General features: G+C 61.4%; 19 protein-coding genes. 7 read left to right on the top strand and 12 right to left on the bottom strand.

Annotation, left to right across the window (positions count from 1 at the left end; all coding sequences use genetic code 11):
• Positions 1-24: 24 nt before the first annotated feature.
• The 4 genes from BN32_RS10120 to hemP are packed head-to-tail and all read right to left on the bottom strand — an operon-like array spanning position 25 to position 3117.
• Positions 25-819 carry a heme ABC transporter ATP-binding protein gene (locus tag BN32_RS10120; RefSeq protein ID WP_019198069.1) on the bottom strand — a complete coding sequence of 265 codons (795 nt, stop codon included), beginning with the start codon at positions 817-819 and terminating at the stop codon, positions 25-27.
• The gene (locus tag BN32_RS10115) at positions 816-1859 is read right to left on the bottom strand and encodes a FecCD family ABC transporter permease (protein WP_019198068.1); all 1044 of its coding nucleotides are present in this window, start codon (positions 1857-1859) and stop codon (positions 816-818) included. The genes BN32_RS10120 and BN32_RS10115 overlap by 4 nt, the downstream gene beginning before the upstream one ends.
• 53 nt (positions 1860-1912) lie before the next feature.
• On the bottom strand, positions 1913-2902 hold the full coding sequence (locus BN32_RS10110; RefSeq protein WP_019198067.1) for a heme/hemin ABC transporter substrate-binding protein: 990 nt from the start codon (positions 2900-2902) through the stop codon (positions 1913-1915).
• Positions 2899-3117 (bottom strand): hemin uptake protein HemP, encoded by a 219-nt coding sequence (hemP, locus tag BN32_RS10105; RefSeq protein ID WP_040425618.1) that lies wholly within the window; start codon positions 3115-3117, stop codon positions 2899-2901. The genes BN32_RS10110 and hemP overlap by 4 nt, the downstream gene beginning before the upstream one ends.
• Positions 3118-3360: 243 nt before the next feature.
• Between hemP and BN32_RS10100 the strand changes: the two genes are divergently transcribed.
• From BN32_RS10100 to hutX, 3 genes are all read left to right on the top strand, one after another.
• Positions 3361-5739: a TonB-dependent hemoglobin/transferrin/lactoferrin family receptor gene (locus tag BN32_RS10100; protein ID WP_019198065.1), complete on the top strand. Its 2379-nt coding sequence runs from the start codon at positions 3361-3363 to the stop codon at positions 5737-5739.
• A gap of 158 nt (positions 5740-5897) precedes the next feature.
• A complete protein-coding gene (gene hmuQ, locus BN32_RS10095) occupies positions 5898-6233 on the top strand; it encodes a heme-degrading protein HmuQ (RefSeq protein WP_019198063.1) in 336 nt (111 codons plus the stop codon).
• Positions 6234-6244: 11 nt separating this feature from the next.
• Entirely contained in the window at positions 6245-6745 is a 501-nt protein-coding gene (gene hutX, locus BN32_RS10090) for a heme utilization cystosolic carrier protein HutX (protein WP_019198062.1), read from the top strand.
• A gap of 179 nt (positions 6746-6924) precedes the next feature.
• Here the strand turns inward: hutX and BN32_RS10085 are convergent, their stop codons facing one another.
• Both BN32_RS10085 and BN32_RS10080 read right to left on the bottom strand, forming a co-directional pair.
• The gene (locus BN32_RS10085; protein WP_019198061.1) at positions 6925-10146 is read right to left on the bottom strand and encodes an efflux RND transporter permease subunit; all 3222 of its coding nucleotides are present in this window, start codon (positions 10144-10146) and stop codon (positions 6925-6927) included.
• Between the two features lie 151 nt (positions 10147-10297).
• Complete coding sequence (locus tag BN32_RS10080) at positions 10298-11476, bottom strand: efflux RND transporter periplasmic adaptor subunit (RefSeq protein WP_019198060.1); 1179 nt, start codon at positions 11474-11476, stop codon at positions 10298-10300.
• A 219-nt stretch (positions 11477-11695) separates the two neighbouring features.
• Between BN32_RS10080 and BN32_RS10075 the strand changes: the two genes are divergently transcribed.
• Both BN32_RS10075 and BN32_RS10070 read left to right on the top strand, forming a co-directional pair.
• Positions 11696-12295 carry a TetR/AcrR family transcriptional regulator gene (locus BN32_RS10075; protein WP_040425617.1) on the top strand — a complete coding sequence of 200 codons (600 nt, stop codon included), beginning with the start codon at positions 11696-11698 and terminating at the stop codon, positions 12293-12295.
• An 80-nt stretch (positions 12296-12375) separates the two neighbouring features.
• Positions 12376-12714 carry a VOC family protein gene (locus tag BN32_RS10070; protein ID WP_019198058.1) on the top strand — a complete coding sequence of 113 codons (339 nt, stop codon included), beginning with the start codon at positions 12376-12378 and terminating at the stop codon, positions 12712-12714.
• On the opposite strand, the gene BN32_RS10065 is transcribed toward BN32_RS10070, so the two are convergent.
• A complete protein-coding gene (locus BN32_RS10065) occupies positions 12711-13523 on the bottom strand; it encodes an HpcH/HpaI aldolase/citrate lyase family protein (RefSeq protein WP_019198057.1) in 813 nt (270 codons plus the stop codon). The two genes, BN32_RS10070 and BN32_RS10065, sit on opposite strands and share 4 nt — an antisense overlap.
• Before the next feature lie 196 nt (positions 13524-13719).
• On the opposite strand from BN32_RS10065, the gene hemC reads away from it, so the two are divergent.
• Complete coding sequence (hemC, locus tag BN32_RS10060) at positions 13720-14688, top strand: hydroxymethylbilane synthase (RefSeq protein ID WP_019198056.1); 969 nt, start codon at positions 13720-13722, stop codon at positions 14686-14688.
• Between the two features lie 194 nt (positions 14689-14882).
• Here the strand turns inward: hemC and hemE are convergent, their stop codons facing one another.
• Positions 14883-15941, bottom strand: coding sequence for a uroporphyrinogen decarboxylase (gene hemE, locus BN32_RS10055; protein ID WP_430641915.1), 1059 nt, complete (start codon positions 15939-15941; stop codon positions 14883-14885).
• 190 nt (positions 15942-16131) lie between these two features.
• On the opposite strand from hemE, the gene BN32_RS10050 reads away from it, so the two are divergent.
• The gene (locus tag BN32_RS10050) at positions 16132-17145 is read left to right on the top strand and encodes an NAD(P)H-dependent flavin oxidoreductase (RefSeq protein ID WP_019198053.1); all 1014 of its coding nucleotides are present in this window, start codon (positions 16132-16134) and stop codon (positions 17143-17145) included.
• 119 nt (positions 17146-17264) lie between these two features.
• On the opposite strand, the gene BN32_RS10045 is transcribed toward BN32_RS10050, so the two are convergent.
• The 4 genes from BN32_RS10045 to BN32_RS10035 form a co-directional block, all read right to left on the bottom strand.
• Positions 17265-17969: an LptA/OstA family protein gene (locus tag BN32_RS10045; protein ID WP_019198052.1), complete on the bottom strand. Its 705-nt coding sequence runs from the start codon at positions 17967-17969 to the stop codon at positions 17265-17267.
• A 129-nt stretch (positions 17970-18098) separates the two neighbouring features.
• Positions 18099-19517: a protein adenylyltransferase SelO gene (locus tag BN32_RS10040; protein WP_019198051.1), complete on the bottom strand. Its 1419-nt coding sequence runs from the start codon at positions 19515-19517 to the stop codon at positions 18099-18101.
• Between the two features lie 28 nt (positions 19518-19545).
• Positions 19546-19686, bottom strand: coding sequence for a hypothetical protein (locus BN32_RS27445; protein ID WP_156946960.1), 141 nt, complete (start codon positions 19684-19686; stop codon positions 19546-19548).
• A gap of 3 nt (positions 19687-19689) precedes the next feature.
• Positions 19690-20403 carry an RraA family protein gene (locus BN32_RS10035; protein WP_019198049.1) on the bottom strand — a complete coding sequence of 238 codons (714 nt, stop codon included), beginning with the start codon at positions 20401-20403 and terminating at the stop codon, positions 19690-19692.
• Positions 20404-20568: the final 165 nt, after the last annotated feature.

The raw sequence follows: 20568 nt of genomic DNA, 5'->3' as shown, positions 1-20568 counted from the left end.
CGCGTGCGCTGCCGCATTCTGGCGCTATTGCATGCGCTGGTGCAGAACGTAAGGCTGGCCGCCTTCGGACCCGATGCTGGTCTCCACCTCGAAGACATCGCGGATCATGCTGTCGGTGATCGTCTCGGCGGGGCTGCCGTCCGCAGCGACGATTCCCTTCCGCAGAACAATAATGCGATTCGCGAACCGGACCGCGAGGTTGAGATCGTGCAGTACTGCGACCACAGCGGTGCCGGTGCGTGCCCGGCTCTTCGCTGTTTCAACGAGATTGATCTGATGGCGCAGGTCGAGGCTGGAGGTCGGCTCGTCGAGCAGGAGAACGCCGGGGCCATGGTCCGCTTCGCCGCAGGCCAGTTGCACCAGTACACGAGCGAAGTGGGCGCGCTGCTGTTCGCCGCCCGACAGCGTCGGCAATTCGCGATGGCGGAATGGCGCGAGATCGAGTTCGGCAATGGCGGCATCGACCAGCGGTGCCGCAATGGTGCGAGGGCGGTCGCCCGCGCCCATGGCCACGATTTCCTCGACCGTGAAGGGGAAGGAGACATTGACATGCTGGGACAGCATGACGCGGTGGCTCGCCAACTCGCGCGAAGAGAACGAGGCGAGATCGCGGCCCTTGAGCCGGACGCCGCCGCCGGTACAGCGAAGATCGCCAGACAGCAGGCGCAGCAGCGTCGATTTGCCGGCGCCGTTCGGCCCGACGATGGCAACCGTCTCGCCGCCGCGAAGCCGTACGCTTACGTTATCGAGCAGCGTCGCTTGCCGCACCTTCATGCAGATCGCTTCGGCTTCGATCATGGCGGGGGCGTGCGTGGTCATGATCCGATCAGCGCCCGCTGTCGCAGCAGGATGAACAGGAAGAACGGCGCGCCGAGCACCGCGGTGAGAATTCCGATCGGCACCTCGGCGGGCGCGGCCAGTACGCGGGCAACTGTGTCGGCGAGAATGAGCAGAATGGCTCCAAGGAAAACCGAGGCAGGTAGCAGCATCCGGTGGCCGGGGCCGATCACGATCCGCAGCAGATGCGGCACGACGATGCCGACGAAGCCGACCACGCCGCAGATCGACACGGCAACGCCGGTCATCGCGGAGATCAGCACGATCGAGATTTTCTTCAGCCGCTCGACATCGATGCCGGTGTGAAAGGCTTCCGCTTCTCCCAGCACCAGCACATCGAGGCCGCGCGCAATCAGCGGGATCGCGAGCAGTGCAAGCAATGCGACCGGCGCTACCACACCGGCCTTCGGCCAGGTCGCGCCGCTGAGCGAGCCAAGCAGCCAGAACGTAATGTCGCGCAGCTGGCGATCATCGGCTACGAACACCAGGAGCCCGATGCCGGCATTGGCGATGGCGGCGATGGCGAGGCCCGCGAGCAGGAAGATCGCGACGGAGGTGCGGCCTTCACGGCTGGCGATTTTGTAGAGGATCGTCGTGGTGATCAGCGAGCCTGCGAACGCTGCGACCGGCAGCAGCTCGAACTGCAGGAAGCGGAAGCTCGCACCCCATGCGCTGTCGGAAATCACGATAGCCGACGCCGCCGCGAACGCACCGCCGCTCGATACGCCAACCAGCGCCGGATCGGCGAGGGGGTTGCGGAACAGGCCCTGCATGATGGCGCCGGACAGTGCGAGAAGACCGCCGATCATGCCCGCGACAGCGATACGCGGAATCCGGATCGACCACAGCACGAGTTCGTCGCGCGCGAGCAGGGCTGGATCGGCATGGCCGATGTTGAATCCGAGTGCCGCGGCAAGACGGGGCAGAGGAATTCCGGCTGCGCCAACCGTCGTCGCGAGCAGCGCGACGGCGAGAACACCTGCGATCAGAACGGCGTAAACAAGAATGGCCGAAGGCCGCATCGGGACACTTGGGGCGTGAGGGCGTGGCGTCGCAGAGGCGGCTTCAGCCGTCGTCATTTGTGGCAGTCGACCGATAGCGCCGCCGGCTTCCACGTCGCGGCCTTGTCATTGAGGTCGGGATAAAGCGACAGCGCGAGATCGCGGGCGGCAGCTGCGGTGCGCGGTCCGAAGCCCAACAGATAAAGTCCGTCCATCGCGACGAATGATTTCTTGGCGGCGGCCGGTGTCAGTGCAAACGACGGATTGGCGAACACGGTCTGGGCGTCGAGCTGTTCGCGGCCGCGCTGCATGGTCAGGATGACATCCGGCTTGGCGGCGACGATCGCCTCGTCGTTGATCGGCTTGTAACCGTCGAAGCCGTCGACCGCGTTGATGCCGCCGGCGAGCTTGATGATCTCGTTCGCTGCGGTCTTGTGTCCCGCAACCATGGCGCGGCCATTCAGAAATGACATCACGAACATTACGCGTGCGGGCTGCTTGACGTTGTCGCGCAGCCTTTTTAGTTCGGCGAGGTCACCGCTGACCGCTGCCGTGAGGCAAGCGCCGCGCGCGTCCGCATCCATCGCGTGGGCGACCAGCTTGATTTTCTCGATCAGGCCTTGCTCGGTGTAGGTCTCGGGAAACGATACGAACGGAATTTTCGCGGCGTCGAGAACGTCGAGCGTCTCATTCGGGCCGGCGCCTTCAATGGCGAGGATCAGTTGCGGGTTGAGACCGAGCACACCCTCCGCGCTCAGTTGCCGCATGTAGCCGACGTTCGGCTTTTCGCCGAGCGCCTTCGGCGGATAAAGGCTCGTGGTGTCGACTCCGACAATCCGGTCCTGAAGACCGAGCGCGTACAGAATTTCCGTGATCGCGCCGCCGATTGAAACGATGCGTGATGTATTGCCAACAGTAACGTCACGGCCACGGGCATCGTGTATTACGATACCCTCGGCGCGCGCCGCAGCGAACGGCGGGGCGGAGCAAAGGCCAGCGGCGAGAGCGAGCGTGGCGGCAAGCGTTGCGCGAACCGTTCGGGAAGCGGGTATTCTGCAGTTCATTTGGTCAGGATCAGCTTGTTTTGCGAGGTCAGCCGCAAGCGATAGGTTTCCTCGCCGTGGGTGATGATGATCTCGCGCGAGGAAACGAACAGGTCGCGGCTCTGGATACGGTTATCCGTCAAAGGGATCGAACGCTCAATTAGAGTCGTTCTAGATTGATCGCCGGCGTCTTTGCCCGAAGTGCCGTCGGGGTTGTGAGGCGAGCCAGCATTCATTCGTTTTGCGCATCCCGTTTCTGAAAGTCTCGGCTGTTCTTAAGTTTGTCAGCGCGCGAATTCCAACACTCCAGTTTACAATAGGTTTAAACTGACTGTTCTTCGGCTTGACCCCGACAAGGCATTTTACGAAAAGTAGCAACGCGTTGGCGGTAGCCAGCGGATTCTAGGACAGCCAGCCAGCCGCCTTCGGGCGATGCCCGCCAGCCGCATCACAAAGCATCAAGAAGATTTGGGGCTGTCATGTCGGGGCTGAACGCGCGTGCGTGCGCGCTGTTACTATCTGTGTCTGTTGTTACGCTGGGAGCGGTGGTTGCCGCTGGGCCAGTGCATGCGCAATCTGCTGAAACTTCCAGCCGGGCTGTTCAACCCGCCAAGCCGAAGCCGATCAAGCGCAAGCGCGCCGCAGTTCCGATGGCGGAAGTGCCTGTACCGCGGAACCCGATGAATGCAAACGCGCAGATCGGACAGCCGGTTTATCAGTCACTCGATGAGATTACGGTTGCCGCGACCAAAACCCAAGAGCGTGCCATTGATGCACTGGCGCCGGTCAGCGTTGTGACGCTGGAGCAGATTCAGGGGCGTAACGCCACGCGCGTCGGCGACCTCGTCTACAATATTCCCGGTGTCTGGCTGCAGGATCGTGGTGACGATCCGTCGACAGCCATCAACATCCGCGGCTTGCAGGATTTCGGTCGCGTCGCAGTCGTCGTCGATGGCGCGCGTCAGAATTACCAGCGTACCGGCCACAATTCGAATGGCTCGTTCTTCCTCAATCCCGAATTGATCGGCGGCATCGACATCGTGCGCGGCCCGACCGCGAACATCTACGGCTCCGGCGCCATCGGTGGTGTGGCTTCGTTCCGCACCAAGGACATTCAGGATGTCGTGCGTCCCGGGGAGCGCTGGGGCGTCGATACCAACACGGTGTTCGGTACCAACAGCGGCCGCGCACTCGGATCGGTGTTCGGCGGCGTTCACGTTAATCCGAACGTCGATGTGTTCGCAGGCGGTACCTATTCGACGCAGAACAACTACAAGGACGGCCTTGGTGTCACGGTCGAGAACACCGCGCAGCGGCTTTCAAGCGGTATCGCAAAGCTGACAGTGCGCCCTGCGGATGGTCACGAGATCAAACTGGGCGGCATCTTCCAGGAAGACATTTACAACGTCGGCCAGCCTCGCCGTCCGGTCGGGCAGCCGTTCGCGCAGCCAGGAGCGGCAGGCAACGGCACATCGGTCTACGCCACCAATCTGAAGAACTATACCACCACGCTTGGCTGGAAGTACTCCCGGCCCGACGATCAGATTTTCGACTGGGATGCAAAGATCTACTGGAATCGCACCGACAGCCAGCAGGTCAAAACCCTGCACAACTCGACCGCCGCGACCGGTAATTGCGCCGGCGGCCAGCCGGGCAACAGCATTACCGGCTGCGTCGGCGACCAGCGCGGCTATCTGATAGATACCCTCGGCTTCGACGTCCACAACACATCGCGCTTTGAAACCGGCGACTGGCGTCATGCCATCACCTACGGTGGCGACGGCTTCCGCGACGACGTCTCGACATTCGACAAGAGCGGCAATTCCAACAAGACCACCCCCAGCGGCGAACGCACGGTCACTGGCGCGTTCGTTCAGTGGAAGACCAGCTACACCTCGCTGTTGGAGATGGTCAGCGCGATCCGCTATGACAACTATCAACTGAGCTCGTCGGCAGGGTCCGCCAGCGGCGACCGCTTCTCGCCGAAGATCACCATCGGATTGCTGCCTGCGAGCGTGGTGACACCCTACATCAGCTATGCCGAAGGCTATCGTGCACCGTCGATTACCGAAACGCTTGTCAACGGCGCTCACGTTGCGACCGGCGCCGGGCAGGGCGACTTTTCGGTCTGCCCCGACGGCACGCGCGGATTCTTCTGCTTCCTGCCGAACCCCAATCTCCGTCCTGAGGTTGGCAAGACCAAGGAAATCGGCGTCAATATCAAGAAGAATGATCTGTTCAGGGCCGGCGACAGTTTCCGCGGCAAGCTGAATCTCTTCCGCAACGATGTCGACGACTATATCGACAGTGTCCAGTTCACCGGACCTCCGTTCAATTCCTTCCCGCCGATTCCGGGTGTGTTTCCGACGACGTATCTTCAGTACCAGAACATCGCGAACGCCCGGATCCAGGGCTTCGAAGCCGAAACGATGTACGACGCAAACGACTATTTCGTCGGCGTGTCGCTGACGCTGCAGGAAGGCAAGAACACCCAGACCAACATTGGCCTGTACAGCGTGCAGCCGCAGAAGGTGACGACGACCGCGGGCCTGCGCTTCCTGGATAATCAGGTGATACTGTCGGCGATGTGGACATCGGTGAAGAGTAACACCGATATCCCGGTCACCTATCTGCCGGGCACGTCCTACGATCTCGTCAACCTGTATCTGCAGGTAAGGCCGACGAAGGACTTCGCTCTGAACTTCTCGGTCGAGAATCTTCTCAATCAGTACTACCGGCCTTACGCCATTCCGCGCGCCGCCGACTTCACGTCGCCACAGAATGACGTGCTGTGGGCGAGCGCCGGCGCGGGCATCGTCTACAAGGCCGGTCTCAAATATCACTTCGGAGGAAGCTGAACGCAGAACGCTCAATAACTGCTTCCGGAAAGCAAACGGGACAATGCCGCGCAGAGGTTTTCTGCGCGGCTTGCTGCGTTTTCAGCGCAAGGCCTTCAAGATCGACACTTTGATAACCGGCCATCCGGCCTTACAGTAAGACAAACAGGAGAAGACCAATGTTTATTGCGATGAATCGATTCCAGGTGAAAACCGGCTCCGAACAGGCGTTCGAGACCGTATGGGCGACGCGCGAGTCGTATCTCAGCGAACTGGCGGGTTTTATCGAGTTTCACCTGCTGCGCGGTCCTGTAGCTGAGGATCACACGCTCTATTCGACGCACACGTTGTGGGCCGACAAGGCCTCGTTCGAGGCGTGGACCAAGTCCGAGCAGTTCCGCAAGGCGCATGCCCGCGCCGACAATCAGACCGGCCCGAGCCTCTACCTCGGCCATCCGAAGTTTGAAGGCTTCGACATTATCCAGACCGAGCGCAAGACCAGCGCCGCAGCCTGAGAGAGCAACCCATGCTGAGCACCGATTTGGCCGATCTCAAGAAGCATATGGCCGAGAATCCCGGCGGCGTCATCGAGGACGTCGCGCGGGAGAAGAACGTCACGGCACGGGCTGTGATCGAGGCGTTGCCAGAGGAGATGCGCAGCTTCGCGCCGGGCTCTGCGTTCGTGGCTGCGATGCAGGACATTGCGTCATGGGGCGAGGTGACGCTGATCATCCACACCGAGGACGGCATCTTCGAAGTCACCGAGCCGGTTGGCGGCGGCGAAATCGGGCGCGGCTACTACAACATCATGAAGCCGAAGGGCATGCACGGCCATCTGCGCCATGAGCGCTGCGGCGGCATCGCTTTCGTCGAGCGTCCGTTCATGGGCAAGTCGTCGGCCTTCGCGGCATTTCTCAATGTCGATGGCGGCGTGATGTTCAAGGTTTTCGTCGGACGGGACGAAGCGCGTGCGCTGAAGGCGGACCAGCTCGAGAAGTTTCGTGCGCTGGCGAAGACGCTGGGCTGATATCTTTGCAAGTCTCAACAAAAATGGCCGGGGTCATCCCCGGCCATTTCCTTTTGCAAAGTTGCGACCGAAGCAATCCGGCTTGGAGGGCAAGGACCGGATTGCTTCGCGTCGCGGGCGCATCGCTGTCACGGGCAATGCAGCTGTGCGCCATCGTGTGGCCTGCCGGGCATGGCAGGCTATTCAGCAGCGTCCTTTAGCGCGTGGGGCGCAGCGTGAGGCGCGTGCGCAGGGATCGGCTCGATCGAGCTTTGCCCATGCTGGGCCAGCGGTTTGTTGCCGGTCAGGCCGCGCAGCAGCACGTAGAACACAGGCGTGAAGAAGATGCCGAACGCCGTGACGCCGATCATGCCGGAGAAAACCGCGATGCCCATGGCGTGACGCATCTCCGCGCCGGCGCCGACCGATGTCACCAGCGGCACCACGCCCATGATGAAGGCGATCGATGTCATCAGGATCGGCCGCAGCCGCAAGCGGCTGGCCTCGATCGCGGCCGCGATCGGCGTGCGTCCGGCAAACTCAAGTTCGCGTGCGAACTCCACGATCAGAATCGCGTTCTTGGCCGACAACCCCACCAGAACGAACAGGCCGATCTGGGTGAAGATGTTGTTGTCGTTGCCGGTGATCCAGACCCCGAACATCGCAGCCAGCAGCGACATCGGTACGATCATGATGATCGCTATGGGCAGTACCAGGCTTTCATATTGCGCAGCGAGCACCAGGAACACCAGCAGCATCACGATCGGGAAGATGTAGAGCGAGGTGTTACCTGCGATGATCTCCTGATAGGTCAGGTCGGTCCACTCAAAGCCGATGCCCTTGGGCAGCGTCTCTTTGGCGATACGCGCGACCGCGGCTTGCGATTGGCCGGTGGAATAGCCCGGCGCGGTATCGCCGTTGATGTCGGCGGCGAGGAACCCGTTATAACGCATCGCGCTTTCGGGGCCGGCTGTGGATTGCACCCGCAGCAGCACTGACAGCGGAATCATTTCACCGGTCGTCGAGCGCACCTTCAGCAGACCGACGTCTTCCGGCCGTGCGCGAAACTTGCCGTCGGCTTGCACACGCACCGAGTAAACGCGGCCGAATTTGTTGAAGTCGTTGACGTAGTACGAGCCGAGATAAACCTGCAGGGTCTCGAAGATGCTGGTGATCGGCACGTTGAGCTGGCGCGCGCGGGTGCGGTCGATGTCCGCATAAAGCTGCGGCACGTCCACCTTGTAGCTCGAAAACAAGCCGGTGAGTTCGGGGGCCTGCGCCGCCTTGGCGAGGAAGGCTTTCTTGGCGTCGTCCAGCGCCTCATAGCCAAGCCCCGCTTGATCCTCGAGCTGCAGTTTGAAACCGCCGGTGGTGCCGAGGCCGTCGACCGGAGGAGGCGGCAGCATGGCCACGAAGGCATCTTGAATGACCGTATACTTCTTGTTCAACTCAGCAGCGATGGCCGTAGCGCTCAGCGAAGGATCCTTGCGCTCGCCGAATGGCTTGAGCGTCGAGAACACGATGCCGGCGCTCGACGAGTTGGTGAAGCCGTTGATGGACAGGCCCGGAAAGGCCACGGCGCTCTCAACGCCGGGCTGCTGCATAGCGATTGCCGACATCTGCCGCATTATCTCTTCGGTGCGGTCGAGTGTGGCGCCTTCCTGAAGCTGGGCAAACCCGATCAGATATTGCTTGTCCTGCAGCGGCACGAAGCCGCCGGGCACGATCCTGAACAAGACGGCCGTGACGCCGATCAGGACCAGATAGACGCCCATGACGGCGGCCTTGCGCGAGATGACCCGCTTGACGCCGCCGCTATAGGAATTCGAGGCTTTCAGAAAGACGTTGTTGAAACGCCGGAAGAAGCCGCCGAAAATCTTGTCCATGCCGCGGCTGAGCGCATCCTTCGGCTGATCGTGACCCTTCAACAGAAGGGCTGCGAGCGCCGGCGACAGTGTCAGCGAGTTGATCGCGGAAATCACCGTCGAGATCGCGATGGTCATGGCGAACTGCTTGTAGAACTGGCCAGTCAGGCCGCTGATGAAGCCGAGCGGAACGAACACCGCCACCAGCACCAGGGCAATGGCGATAATCGGCCCCGACACCTCGTTCATGGCGCGATAGGTCGCATCGCGCGGCGACAATCCTTCCTCGATGTTGCGCTCGACGTTCTCCACCACGACGATGGCGTCATCGACCACGATGCCGATCGCGAGCACCAGGCCGAACAGGCTCAGCGCATTGATGGAATAGCCGAACAGCAGCAGCACCGCGAAGGTGCCGATGATCGAGACCGGCACCGAGATCAAGGGAATAATCGACGCGCGCCAGGTTTGCAGGAACAGGATGACGACCAGCACCACCAGCGCGATCGCTTCCAGCAAGGTGTGGATCACGGCTTCGATCGAGGCGCGGATGAACCGTGTCGGATCGTAAGCGATGCGGTAATCGACACCCTCAGGCATGTTCTGCTTGATCTGCGTCATCACCGCATGGACTTCGTCTGCGATGGCAAGCGCGTTGGCTCCGGGCGACTGGAAGATGCCGATGCCGACAGCGGATTTATTGTCGATCTGCGAACGCAGCGCATATTCGGAGGCGCCAAGCTCGACCCGGGCGACGTCGCGCAGGCGGGTGATTTCACCATTCTGGCCCGTCTTGATGACAATATCGCCGAATTCCTGCTCGTCCTTCAGGCGGCCCTGCGCATTGAGCGGCATCTGCAGGGTGATATCAGTGGAGTTCGGCGAGCCGCCGACCGTGCCCGCCGCGGCCTCGACGTTCTGGGCCTGGATTTCGCGGGTGATGTCGCCGGGCGACAGACCAAGCTCGGCGACCTTCTGCGGATCGAGCCAGACGCGCATCGCATAATCGCCCGCGCCCCAGATTTGCACCTGGCCGACGCCGCGAATGCGGGCGAGGCGATCCTTGACGTTGATCACGCCGAAGTTGCGCAAATAGGTGGTGTCGTAGCGATCATTCGGCGACAACAGATGCACCACCAGCGTGATGTTCGGCGAGCTCTTCACCGTGGTGATGCCGAGCTGGCGTGTCACCGCCGGCAGCCGCGACTCCGCCTGCGAGACCCGGTTCTGAACCATCTGCTGCGCGAGGTCGGGATTGGTGCCGAGGCGGAAAGTGACGTTGAGGGTCAACACGCCATCAGTCGTCGCCTGACTGTTCATATAGAGCATGTTTTCGACGCCGTTGATCTGCTCCTCGAGCGGCGTCGCGACCGATTCGATGATCACCTTGGGATTGGCGCCGGGATAGAGCGCGCGCACGGTCACGATAGGCGGCGCAACTTCCGGGTATTCGGAGATCGGCAGCGCGGGCAGGGACAGCAGTCCCGCAAGCAGGATCAGCGCCGACAGCACGCCAGCGAAAATGGGCCGGTCGATAAAAAATCTCGAGATATTCATGACGTCATCTCATTATTGGTCTTGTTGTAATCGACTGTCCGATGTCGTCATTGCGAGGAGCGGAGCGACGAAGCAATCCAGCTTTTCTTTTCTCAGCGATGGATTGCTTCGCTTCGCTCGCAATGACCTTGTTGACGACGAGCGCTTTGTGTCAGTTTGCGTCCATCGCCACGACTTCAGGCGCGACAGGTGCGCCGGGGCGAATGCGCTGCAAGCCCTTGACCACAATCTGCTCGCCCGGTTTCAAGCCAGCAGTGACAACGCGCAGGCCGTCAACGGCGACGCCAAGCGAGACTTCGCGATACTCCGCCTTGCTTTCCTTGTTCACGACCATCACGTATTTTTTGTTCTGGTCGGTGCCGACGGCGCGTTCATTGATCATCATGGCGCGTTCGGTTTTGGGCTGGCCCATCTGCAGGCGGACGAACTGCCCGGGGATCAGGCGGCCATTCTTGTTGTCGAAGATGGCGCGGACCCGCACCGTACCGCTGCGCGCATCGACCTGATTGTCGATCAACTGCATGTGGCCTTCGAATGGCAGGCCATTGCTGGTTGCGGTGCCCATCTTGACTGGAATGCGGCCGGTCTTTGATGCCGCATCGTCCTTGCCGAGCGCATCGAGCGCACGCAGGACGACCTGCTCGTCGGCGTTGAAGCTGGCATAGATCGGCGACGTCGAGACGATGCTGGTCAGCAGCGGCGAACCGGGACCGGCGGCAATCAGGTTGCCGACGGTGATCTCGCGCTTGCCGACCCGACCCGTGACGGGCGCGCGTACTTCGGTGTAGCCGAGGTTAAGCTGCGCAGTCTTCAGAGTGGCCTGCGCCGCCTTGAGGTTTGCTTCGGCTTCGCGATAGGCATTGATGCGGTTGTCCTGATCGCGCTGCGAGATGGTTTGCGACCCGGTCAGTTGCTGGCCGCGCTCGTAGTCGCTCTTGGTAAAGACGAGACGCGCCTGCGCAGCGGCGACCTGCGCTTCCGCGCGGGCGACTTCGGCGGCGTAAAGCGCCGGATCGATCACGACGAGAACATCGTCCTTCTGAACCAGCGCGCCTTCGCGAAAACGGATTTCCTGGATCGCTCCGGCGACACGCGAACGGACCTCCACCTGCTCGATGGCTTCAAGGCGCCCGGAGAATTCGTCCCAGATCGCGGTTTCCCGCTCGGAAACATTGGCGACAGAAACCGGCGTCGCGGGTGGTGTGGCCGCGGCGGCGGAATCGGCCTTGGCGCGATTGTTTGAGGTCGCGACCAAGGTTCCCGCAGTTGCCAGAATTGCCAGACCGATCCCGGCGCCAATCAGGCTTGTTCTTTTTGAAAGACTTTTCATCGCAGGTCCCCAATTTTTGCTTCAGCGTCGAACGCGAAACCAAATAATTTCAATACGTTGCTCGGGGCTTGTCTCGGCGAGAGAATAAAAGTTCCGATTTGCCCACGTCGCAGTGGTTATTGCTGCACTGCAACTGTAACGTTCGGTATAAATGGGTCTTGGACTTTCGCCGTCAAGGGACATATCTAACGAAAGGTACAAATTCGAAAGGTTCTTACCGTGGCCATGGGACGCCCCCGTGAATTCGATCTCGACCAGGCTCTGGAAAACGCGTTGCACGTTTTCTGGGAGAAGGGATACGAGGGCGCGTCGATGGCGGACCTGACCGAGGCGATGGGTATTACCAAACCGTCGCTCTATGCTGCGTTCGGTAACAAGGAAGAACTTTTCCGCAAGGCTCTGGATTCTTATGTCGAAGGTCCGGCCGGCTACACCAAGCAAGCGCTCGAGCAGCCGACTGCCCGCGCCGTTGTTGAGCACCTCCTCTACAGCGAAGTCGACGCGGTGACCGATCCCGAATGTCCTGCAGGATGCCTGTCGATCAACGGCGCATTGACGTGCGGAGAGGCCGCTGAATCGATCAAGCAGGAACTGAGAGTTCATCGCGCAAGATTCGAAAGCGATTTGCGCGAGCGGCTTGAGCGCGCGAAATCCGAAGGCGATTTGCCGGGGACAGCCGACCCAGCGGCGCTGGCGCGCTATATCGCGACAATCTCACAGGGACTTGCTGTGCAGGCTGTGGGCGGAACCACGCGGGATGAGCTCAAGAAGACCGTTGAGATGGTTCTGATGACCTGGCCTCCGGTCGCGGCGGGATAAAAATCTGATACAGCTCGGTGAATCGATGCTGCATTGTGAAGATGCGGCATCGACCGTCTTCAGAATGAGATAGGCCAGCCATGACCGACAAGATCGACTACATCGAATTTCCCAGCACCGACCGCGCGCGATCGAGCGCGTTTTTCCAGCAGGCTTTCGGTTGGGGAATCGTCAGCTATGGACCGACTTATGATGCGCTCACGGATGCGGGAATCGATGGCGGTATCGATCAGGCGTCCGAACGAGTCTCGGCGCCATTGGCAGTAGTACGAACCACGAATATCGACGACGCTGAGAGGCGCGTGATTGCCGCAGGCGGCACGATCACCAAGCCGCAGTTCGATTTCCCCGGCGGGCGGCGGTTTCATTTCCGCGAGCCCGGCGGCAATGAACTGGCAGTCTGGATCGCGCGCGACTAGGTTGCCGCCGCATCGCTGGCCTTAGCCGCAGCGAGAATCCGTTGCGCTCGCAGCCGAACCGGCGCATCGACCATCATGCCGTCCACCGACACTGCACCATCTCCTGAATTTGCGATCCTCGTTGCCCATTCGACGTCGGCCTGCGAGGGGCGAAATCCCCTGAGCGTCGGCGCGATCTGCTTCGGATGAATGCAGAGCTTGCCGCCGAAACCCATCGACGCGGCATAGCGTGCGTCGTCCTCAACGAGCGCAGGATCGTCGAACGACGGCGTCACGCCTTCGAGCGGCGATGGCAACTGTGCAAGTTTTGACGCCAGCACGATCTCGGCACGCGCCATCAGCAACGCGTCGCGGTCCATGCTGCAACCGAGATCGGCGCTGAAGTCGATATAGCCGAACGCGAGCCGGTTGGAATGACTGGCGACGTCGCGGACGCCAGCGACGCCTTGCGCCGATTCGATCAGCGAAATGACCGGCAGATCGCCAAGAACGGCACGCACGCTTTCGAGGTGTCCAGCAGTCTCTGCCTTTGGCAGCATGATTCCCGCGATACTGAGACTTTTCATCGCCACCACGTCGGCCTCGTGCCAGCGCGTTCCGAATGCGTTGATGCGGACAATGGAATTGGGGGGCAGGGGGGAAGCAACCAGCGTCGCGCGGGCGGCATCCTTCTCATTCGCCGCAACTGCATCCTCGAGATCGATGATGACGCCATCCGCGCCGGATGCGGCGGCCTTGGCATACCGGTCGGGCCGCGTGGCCGGTACGAACAGGGGCGCGAGGAAACCGATGGATGAGGACGATGTCATTCAGGGGCTCGTTTGATTGCGCCGGGCACGAGGAACTAAGCTGTTTAAGCGCGGACCGGAGGCAGACGCAACCGCGATGCGCCCGTCAATGCGTTTGCATTGGGGGGACTGCTCGCCGTATGTTGCCGCCCGAAAGAGCACGGTTTTCAGAGGAAAATCGCGCCCAGGTGACGGAGCAGACGTGGCAGCAATTTCCATGCGTATCGGGACGCGCAAAAGTACGATGGCGCTCGCGCAGACCGAGGAAATCGCACGCCGTCTCACGGCGGCTGCGCCAGATCTGAATGTCGAGGTCGTCAAGTTCGAGACGCGCGGCGATCAGGACCAGACCGGCTTGCTGCTGCCGCACGGCGGCAAGGGCGGGGCATTCGTCGCCGAAATCCGCGAGGCCGTGATCGCAGGAAAGCTGCATGCGGCGATGCACTCGCTGAAGGACATGCCGGGCAACGAGGACACGCCGGGCCTCGTGATCGGCGCGACGCTGTCGCGCGATCCGCCGACCGATGCGCTGGTGCTGCGCGCGGGCGTTACTTTCGACGATCTGAAGCGCACCAAGGGCAAGGGCTTCAAGATTGGCACCAATGCGGTGCGGCGAGCGGCGTACGCGCGGCGGCTGTTTCCCGAGATTGAAGTGATTCATTTTCGCGGCGCTGCCGACACGCGGGTGCGCAAACTCGACAACGGTGAGATGCAGCGGCTCGCGGAAGGTGGCGAAGTCGGCCCGGCGGATGCGCTGATCATGGCGCGGTCGGGACTCGAGCGCGTCGGGCTTGCAAGCCGTATCGCCCGCGAATTCACCGCGCACGAAATGCTGCCGGCCGCGGGGCAGGGCATCGTAGCGGTGGAATGCGCGGCCAACGATTGGCAGACGCGGCAATATCTCGCGCTGATCGACGATCCGGCCGCGCATTTGTGCGCCGACGCGGAGCGCGAGGTTCTGTGGGTACTCAACGGCCACTGTAATTCGCCGATCGCCGGATTCTCAACGATCGAAGGCCGCGAAATGTCGCTGGCTGCGTCGGTGCTGGATCTTGAAGGCAATCAGCTGCTTGAAACGGCGCGCACCGGACCCGCCGACAAGCCGCGCGAGCTTGGCCGCGCGGTGGCGTTCGATCTGCTGGCCAAGGGCGCCGCGGCGATCATCGAGCGATCGCGGCCAGCGTGAGCCTGCGTTTGTAGTCACCCCACCCGGCTGACCTTCGGTCAGCCACCCTCCCCATCGAGGGGAGGGATGGGTACTTGTCGCGCGTGCGATTTCTTTTCTTCTCCCTCCCCTTGTGGGGAGGGTCGGCGCCATAAGCGCGTTTACGCGCGTCTTCGACGCGCTATGGCGTCGGGGTTATGCTGCGTGAAGGGGTGTTATCCTTTGTATTCCCGCACGCGCTTCAGCATCTGTTCGACATGCGCGATGGGCGTTTCCGGCTGGATGCCGTGGCCGAGATTGAAGATGTATCGGCCGTCTGCGTAATTCGCCAGCGCGTCATCGACAGCGCGATCCAGCGCGGTGCCGCCAGCAATCAAGGCGAGCGGATCGAGATTGCCCTGCACGGCGACGTGGCTTTGCACGCGCTCGCGGATCAGTGATGGCTCCGCCGCCCAGTCGATGCTGACGCCATCGACCCCAGTGCGGCCGACGTAAAGCGGCAGCTGTGCGCCCGCGCCGCGCGGAAAGCCAATGATCTTCGCGTGGGGCGCTTTTGCCCGGACGCCTTCAACGATCCGCCGGGTCGGCTCCACCGACCAGCGCTGGAATTCACGCGGCGGCAGGATGCCTGCCCAGGTGTCGAAGATCTGCAACGCGTCAGCACCGGCCGAGAGTTGCCCCAGCAGATACTCAATGGAGTTTTCCACCAGCACGTCGATGATTTTCGTAAACGCATCGGGCTCGCGGTAGGCGAACATCCGTGCCGGCCCCTGATCCGGCGTGCCTTGTCCGGCGACCATGTAAGTCGCCACCGTCCACGGCGCGCCGCAGAAGCCGATCAGCGCGATTTTCGGATCGAGTTCGGCGCGGACCCGGCGTAGAGCTTCATAGACGGGCTCCAGCTTGGTGAAATTCGCAGCCGTCGCCAGCGTTGCGATCTTCTCCGGCGTATCGAGTGGCTCGAGCCGCGGCCCTTCGCCGACCTCAAAGCGCACCGACCGTCCGAGTGCATGCGGGATCACCAGAATGTCTGAGAAGATGATCGCGGCGTCGAACCCGAACCGCCGGATCGGCTGCAGCGTCACTTCAGCCGCCCATTCGGGATTGAAGCAGAGATCGAGAAAGCTGCCCGCCGTCGCGCGCAGTTCACGGTACTCTGGAAGATAACGCCCAGCCTGTCGCATCATCCACGCCGGCGGCACCGGCTGCCTGCGACCTGAGAGGACTTCCATGAACGGCTTGACTGCGGGGGACTGGCTCAAACGAAATTCCATTGGCTTGGAGATAGGCTTATCTGCGGCCCTGATACACGCTGCCTCCGGTTTTGGCCACCGGTTGACGATCTGGATCATGCTGATACGTTCCTTTTCGGAACGGATGGCATAACAGCCCTGCCGAGCCGAACCATTGTCGCGCCGCGAACACCTGCGGTATCGATGGGGCATAACCGGAGGAGAAAAGTATATGAAAACGGCGATTACGGAACTGTTCGGCATCCAGCACCCGATCATCCAGGGCGGCATGCACTTTGTCGGCTTCGCTGAACTGGCATCTGCTGTGTCGAACGCGGGTGGGCTCGGCATTATCACAGGCCTGACGCAGAAGACGCCCGAGCTGCTGGCGAAGGAAATCAAGAAGTGCCAGGACATGACCGACAAGCCGTTCGGCGTAAATCTTACTTTCCTGCCGACGTTTGCAGCGCCTCCGTATCCCGAATATATCGCGGCCATCAAGGAAGCCGGCATCAAGGCAGTCGAGACCGCAGGCCGCAGTCCCGAGCAGTACATGCCGGCGCTAAAGGCGGCAGGCATCAAGGTTATCCACAAGTGCACCTCGGTTCGTCACTCGCTGAAGGCTGAAGCCATCGGCTGCGATGCGGTCAGCGTCGACGGTTTCGAGTGCGGTGGTCATCCTGGCGAAGACGATATGCCGAACATGATCCTCCTGCCGCGCGCGGAAGAAGAATTGAGAATTCCGTTCGTGGCTTCGGGCGGAATGGCCGATGCGCGCAGCCTCGTTGCCGCGCTCGCGATGGGCGCGCAGGGCATGAACATGGGTACGCGCTTCATCGCCACCAAGGAAGCGCCGGTGCATGAGAACGTGAAGCAGGCGCTGCTCAAGGCGACCGAGCTCGACACCCGACTCGTGATGCGCGCATTGCGCAACACCGAGCGCGTGCTGAACAACAGGAATGTCGAGAAGCTAATCGAGATCGAGCGCGAGAAGGGCAGGGACCTGAAGATTCAGGACATCATGGATCAGGTCGCCGGCGTCTACCCGAAAGTAATGCTGGAAGGCGAGATGGACGCGGGTGCCTGGAGCTGCGGCATGATGGTCGGCCTGATCAACGACATTCCGACCTGCAAGGAACTGATCGACCGCATCATGGCCGATGCCGAGTTCATCATCCGCAAGCGCCTGACCGGCTTCCTCGACGGCACGTTCGCCGTGTCCGAGCCGCGTAAGAAGGTGGCGTAAGCTTCTTTACCTTCTCGCAGCTAGATTGCTGATCTCTCTACGTCATGCCCGGCCTCGCGCCGGGCAACTCGTTTGTACGATGTTTGAAATCCTGACCACCCTCCGATGGAGTAGGGGCATTATTTCCTTGAGCCTGGTATGGGCGGGGCGGGCGAAGTCGCCGGTGCATCGCAACCTGGTCCCGAAGACTGGTTGAACATGCCTTTCACTGGCCCGCTATCGGATTCCACCCGCGACACGCCTGTCGTCATGTTCACCAGAAGGCGGTCACCACGCAGCACGTTCTTGCATTGAGTGAGTATCACTCCGCCGCGCACGGTGATCAGGTTAGCTGCGGTGTCGAACACCGCAGTCTCGCCGCTCACGATCTGATCCTTGCGGGTCACGATGACATGGCCGCGTGCTTCCAGCCGCTTGATCGAAGAATTTCCACCGGGCCCCGGCGTGGCTGATTTTAGCAGCGGCGACGATGGAGAAGGGCCACCTGCTCCAGTTGGAGCCGCCGATGAACCTTGCGAACTGGGCTCATAGAAGACGACCAGACTCTTTGACGTCATGGTCGTGTCGCCTTGCACCACCTTCACATTGCCGGAAAAGGTAGCCTCCTTTTTTCGATCCTGCATCTCTAGCGAAGCCGCCTCGATCTGTATGGGCTGGTTACGGTTCTGCGAAAAACCTTGCATGGCGTTCGGTACACCTTGCGATGCGCTCTGACAGATTGCATCGCTGGCCATGCTGAGCACGAGGGCGAGGGGCATGGCGTACGCGAGGAACCCGCTGCGGTGGCTCCGAATGGGTTTCGTTGTTGCGAGATGCTTGTACATAAACCCGATCCTACGGGAATTCGGTTCGAATGTAATCACGTCGCCCGCTCTGTCGAGGAGGGCTGATATATGGGCTGGATCACTGATATCTCAACGGCGGGTTTTCTGCGCAAGTATGTCAAATCTGCCCTACGCCAACCCATACGCCTCGCGCATCTCATCAATGGCCTTAAGCTTGGCGTAGAACACTGACCAGTCGTCGCTGTCGGCGATTGGTTTCCAGATCGCCTCGACTTCTTCGATCAGCATCGAGCATGCAGCGGGCTTACTGAAATACGCGTGGTTGAGATCGACGCCATCGCGTGGAACGAAATCTTTCAATGCATCGCGGACCCCGCTGAACGCCGGATTCGCGTAGAAATCCTTCGACGGGCTGCTCGCCGCGCGTTCGGAGCTCGCGAGGCCGCCGAACCAGTCAAAGAAGGTTTGCTCGAACGGCGCTTTCGTTTCCGACAGGAATATCCACAACGCGCGCACCAGTTCGTTGTCGCGTACTGCATCGAGTGACTGAACGCCGAGCCGTTTCACCATCGCACTGGTGAATTCCTGACGAATGGTTGGCTCAAAAACGCCAAGCGCCTTCTCAAGGCTCGGTTGATCCGTGATGCCAAGTAGGCACTCCGCCAGCCGTGTGACATTCCAGAACAACGCATCGGGCTGACGTCCGTAGGCGTAAAGTCCTGTTTCGTCGAAATAGGCTGCGGTGAAGGCGGGATCGAGCATAGGCAGAAACCGCCACGGGCCGTAATCGAAACTTTCGCCGGTGACATTGATATTGTCGGTGTTGAGAACGCCATGAACGAATCCGGCGGCCATCCATTGCGCGCCGACACGCGCGACGCGGCGGCAGACCTCCTCAAGAAATGTAACGGCGCGCGCCGGCACGTCGTCGCGCCAGACGTCAGGCATGTAAGTCTTGATGGTGTAGTCGAGCAGCTTGACGATGTTTTCGGTGCTGCGATGAAACGCTTGGCGCTGGAACGTGCCGATCCGGATATGCGAATGGCTCAGCCGCACCATCACGGAGGATCGTGTGGGCGAGGGTTCGTCGCCGCGCTCCAGCGCTTCGCCGGTCTCAACCAGGCTAAAGGTTTTCGAGGTATCGACACCGAGCGCTTCCAGCATCGAGGTCGCCAGCACCTCACGTACACCGCCCTTGAGTGTCAGGCGTCCGTCGGCAGTGCGCGACCACGGCGTCTTGCCGCTGCCTTTAGTGGCAAGATCCAGCAGGCGGCCCTTGTCGTCGTACAATTGCGCGAACAGGAAGCCGCGCCCGTCACCAAGCTCCGGGTTGTAGACGCGAAACTGATGGCCGTGATAGCGCAGCGCCAGCGGCTGTTCGAAATTTGCGCTCAGCGGCACGAAGCGTCCGAAATGCGCGATCCATTCCTCGTCGCTGAGCGTATCGAGCCCGACGGTCTTCGCCGCCCGCTGATTGCGATAGCGCAGGATGTGATCGGGAAACACCGCTGCCGCGACGACGTCGTAAAACTCCGGACCGAGCGCGGCGTGGCTGGTCGAGGCGCGGTAAGAAGGCGAGAGGGGCATCAGAAATCCGGATTGCCTTGTGACGTTTTCAGAACGGCAGATGACCGGTCTTGAAATAGGTCATGGCGAGGAATCCGATCACCAATCCGACGATGACACCGAGCGCGACTTTCATGGAGCAAAACCTTCCGTTGATTGCGTGTTGCGAGAAGGCTTGCGCCATCGTCACGCGTTAGTGAATCTCCGCGGCCTTGGCGAGCGCTTCCTTGAGCTTCTCCACGGTGAAGCCGGGATCGCGGGCGATGCCGAGGATCGGCTCTTCGCGGCGCTCGCATAGTCGCGCGGCATCGGGGAGTTTCTCCGCGATGTTGGCCGGAATCACAACCGCGCCGTGACGGTCGGCGTAAATGAGATCGTTCGAACTGACCGTCATGCCTGCGACGCAAACGGTTTCCCCAAATCCGGCAAGATGAACGAAGGCGTGCGAGGGGCCGATGCTGCCGGCCAGCGCCTGGAATCCCGGCGCCCACGCGGGGATGTCGCGGATCGATCCATCGGTGATAACGCCGAGGCAGCCGAGCGCCTTGTGCACCGAGCTGTTGACCTCACCCCAGAATGCTCCGAAGCCGATGTTCGCGCCATCGAGATCCTGAATCACGCTGATGCGCGGGCCATAACCTGTGCCGCAATATTCGTAATAGGCGACGCGCTGGGCGCGCTGATCCGCCGCCGATAGGCTCGAGGGCGAGGTGGCACGGATTGTTGCGGTGCGGGCGTAGCCGACCATCGGCGGCAGATCCGGAAACGGGCAGACCAGCGGCTTGACGGTAAAACCGGTGAGGCGGCGTTCGGGCGCGACCACTTCCAGCGCGTTGCAGATGGTCGGCGTGTCCCAGCGCGCCAGCGCTTCGAGAAGGGATGCGGGATGGGGCGCGGGCTGGGTCACGGGTTGATCTCCTGTTGTTGTTTCTGCCGATCCGAACGACGCGGCGCGGGGAGTGTGCCTTTGCAAAGTGACGGCTGCAAGGGCGCGGTTCGGCTCCTTTCCCGGCTTGCGGGGAGGCGTGAAACAAGGCGATGATGGGCGGCTTGCGCCTCGCGGCGGAATGAA

Source organism: Afipia birgiae 34632 (assembly GCF_000308295.2).
Classification (GTDB): Bacteria; Pseudomonadota; Alphaproteobacteria; order Rhizobiales; family Xanthobacteraceae; genus Afipia; species Afipia birgiae.
This window is presented reverse-complemented; position numbering and strand designations above follow the sequence as displayed.

Bases quoted from the DNA above. Each gene is read 5' to 3' on its own strand.
- BN32_RS10120 (WP_019198069.1), bottom strand. From the start codon at position 819: ATGACCACGCACGCCCCCGCCATGATCGAAGCCGAAGCGATCTGCATG.
- BN32_RS10115 (WP_019198068.1), bottom strand. From the start codon at position 1,859: ATGCGGCCTTCGGCCATTCTTGTTTACGCCGTTCTGATCGCAGGTGTT.
- BN32_RS10110 (WP_019198067.1), bottom strand. From the start codon at position 2,902: ATGAACTGCAGAATACCCGCTTCCCGAACGGTTCGCGCAACGCTTGCC.
- hemP (WP_040425618.1), bottom strand. From the start codon at position 3,117: ATGAATGCTGGCTCGCCTCACAACCCCGACGGCACTTCGGGCAAAGAC.
- BN32_RS10100 (WP_019198065.1), top strand. From the start codon at position 3,361: ATGTCGGGGCTGAACGCGCGTGCGTGCGCGCTGTTACTATCTGTGTCT.
- hmuQ (WP_019198063.1), top strand. From the start codon at position 5,898: ATGTTTATTGCGATGAATCGATTCCAGGTGAAAACCGGCTCCGAACAG.
- hutX (WP_019198062.1), top strand. From the start codon at position 6,245: ATGCTGAGCACCGATTTGGCCGATCTCAAGAAGCATATGGCCGAGAAT.
- BN32_RS10085 (WP_019198061.1), bottom strand. From the start codon at position 10,146: ATGAATATCTCGAGATTTTTTATCGACCGGCCCATTTTCGCTGGCGTG.
- BN32_RS10080 (WP_019198060.1), bottom strand. From the start codon at position 11,476: ATGAAAAGTCTTTCAAAAAGAACAAGCCTGATTGGCGCCGGGATCGGT.
- BN32_RS10070 (WP_019198058.1), top strand. From the start codon at position 12,376: ATGACCGACAAGATCGACTACATCGAATTTCCCAGCACCGACCGCGCG.
- BN32_RS10065 (WP_019198057.1), bottom strand. From the start codon at position 13,523: ATGACATCGTCCTCATCCATCGGTTTCCTCGCGCCCCTGTTCGTACCG.
- hemC (WP_019198056.1), top strand. From the start codon at position 13,720: ATGCGTATCGGGACGCGCAAAAGTACGATGGCGCTCGCGCAGACCGAG.
- hemE (WP_430641915.1), bottom strand. From the start codon at position 15,941: ATGGAATTTCGTTTGAGCCAGTCCCCCGCAGTCAAGCCGTTCATGGAA.
- BN32_RS10050 (WP_019198053.1), top strand. From the start codon at position 16,132: ATGAAAACGGCGATTACGGAACTGTTCGGCATCCAGCACCCGATCATC.
- BN32_RS10045 (WP_019198052.1), bottom strand. From the start codon at position 17,969: ATGTACAAGCATCTCGCAACAACGAAACCCATTCGGAGCCACCGCAGC.
- BN32_RS10040 (WP_019198051.1), bottom strand. From the start codon at position 19,517: ATGCCCCTCTCGCCTTCTTACCGCGCCTCGACCAGCCACGCCGCGCTC.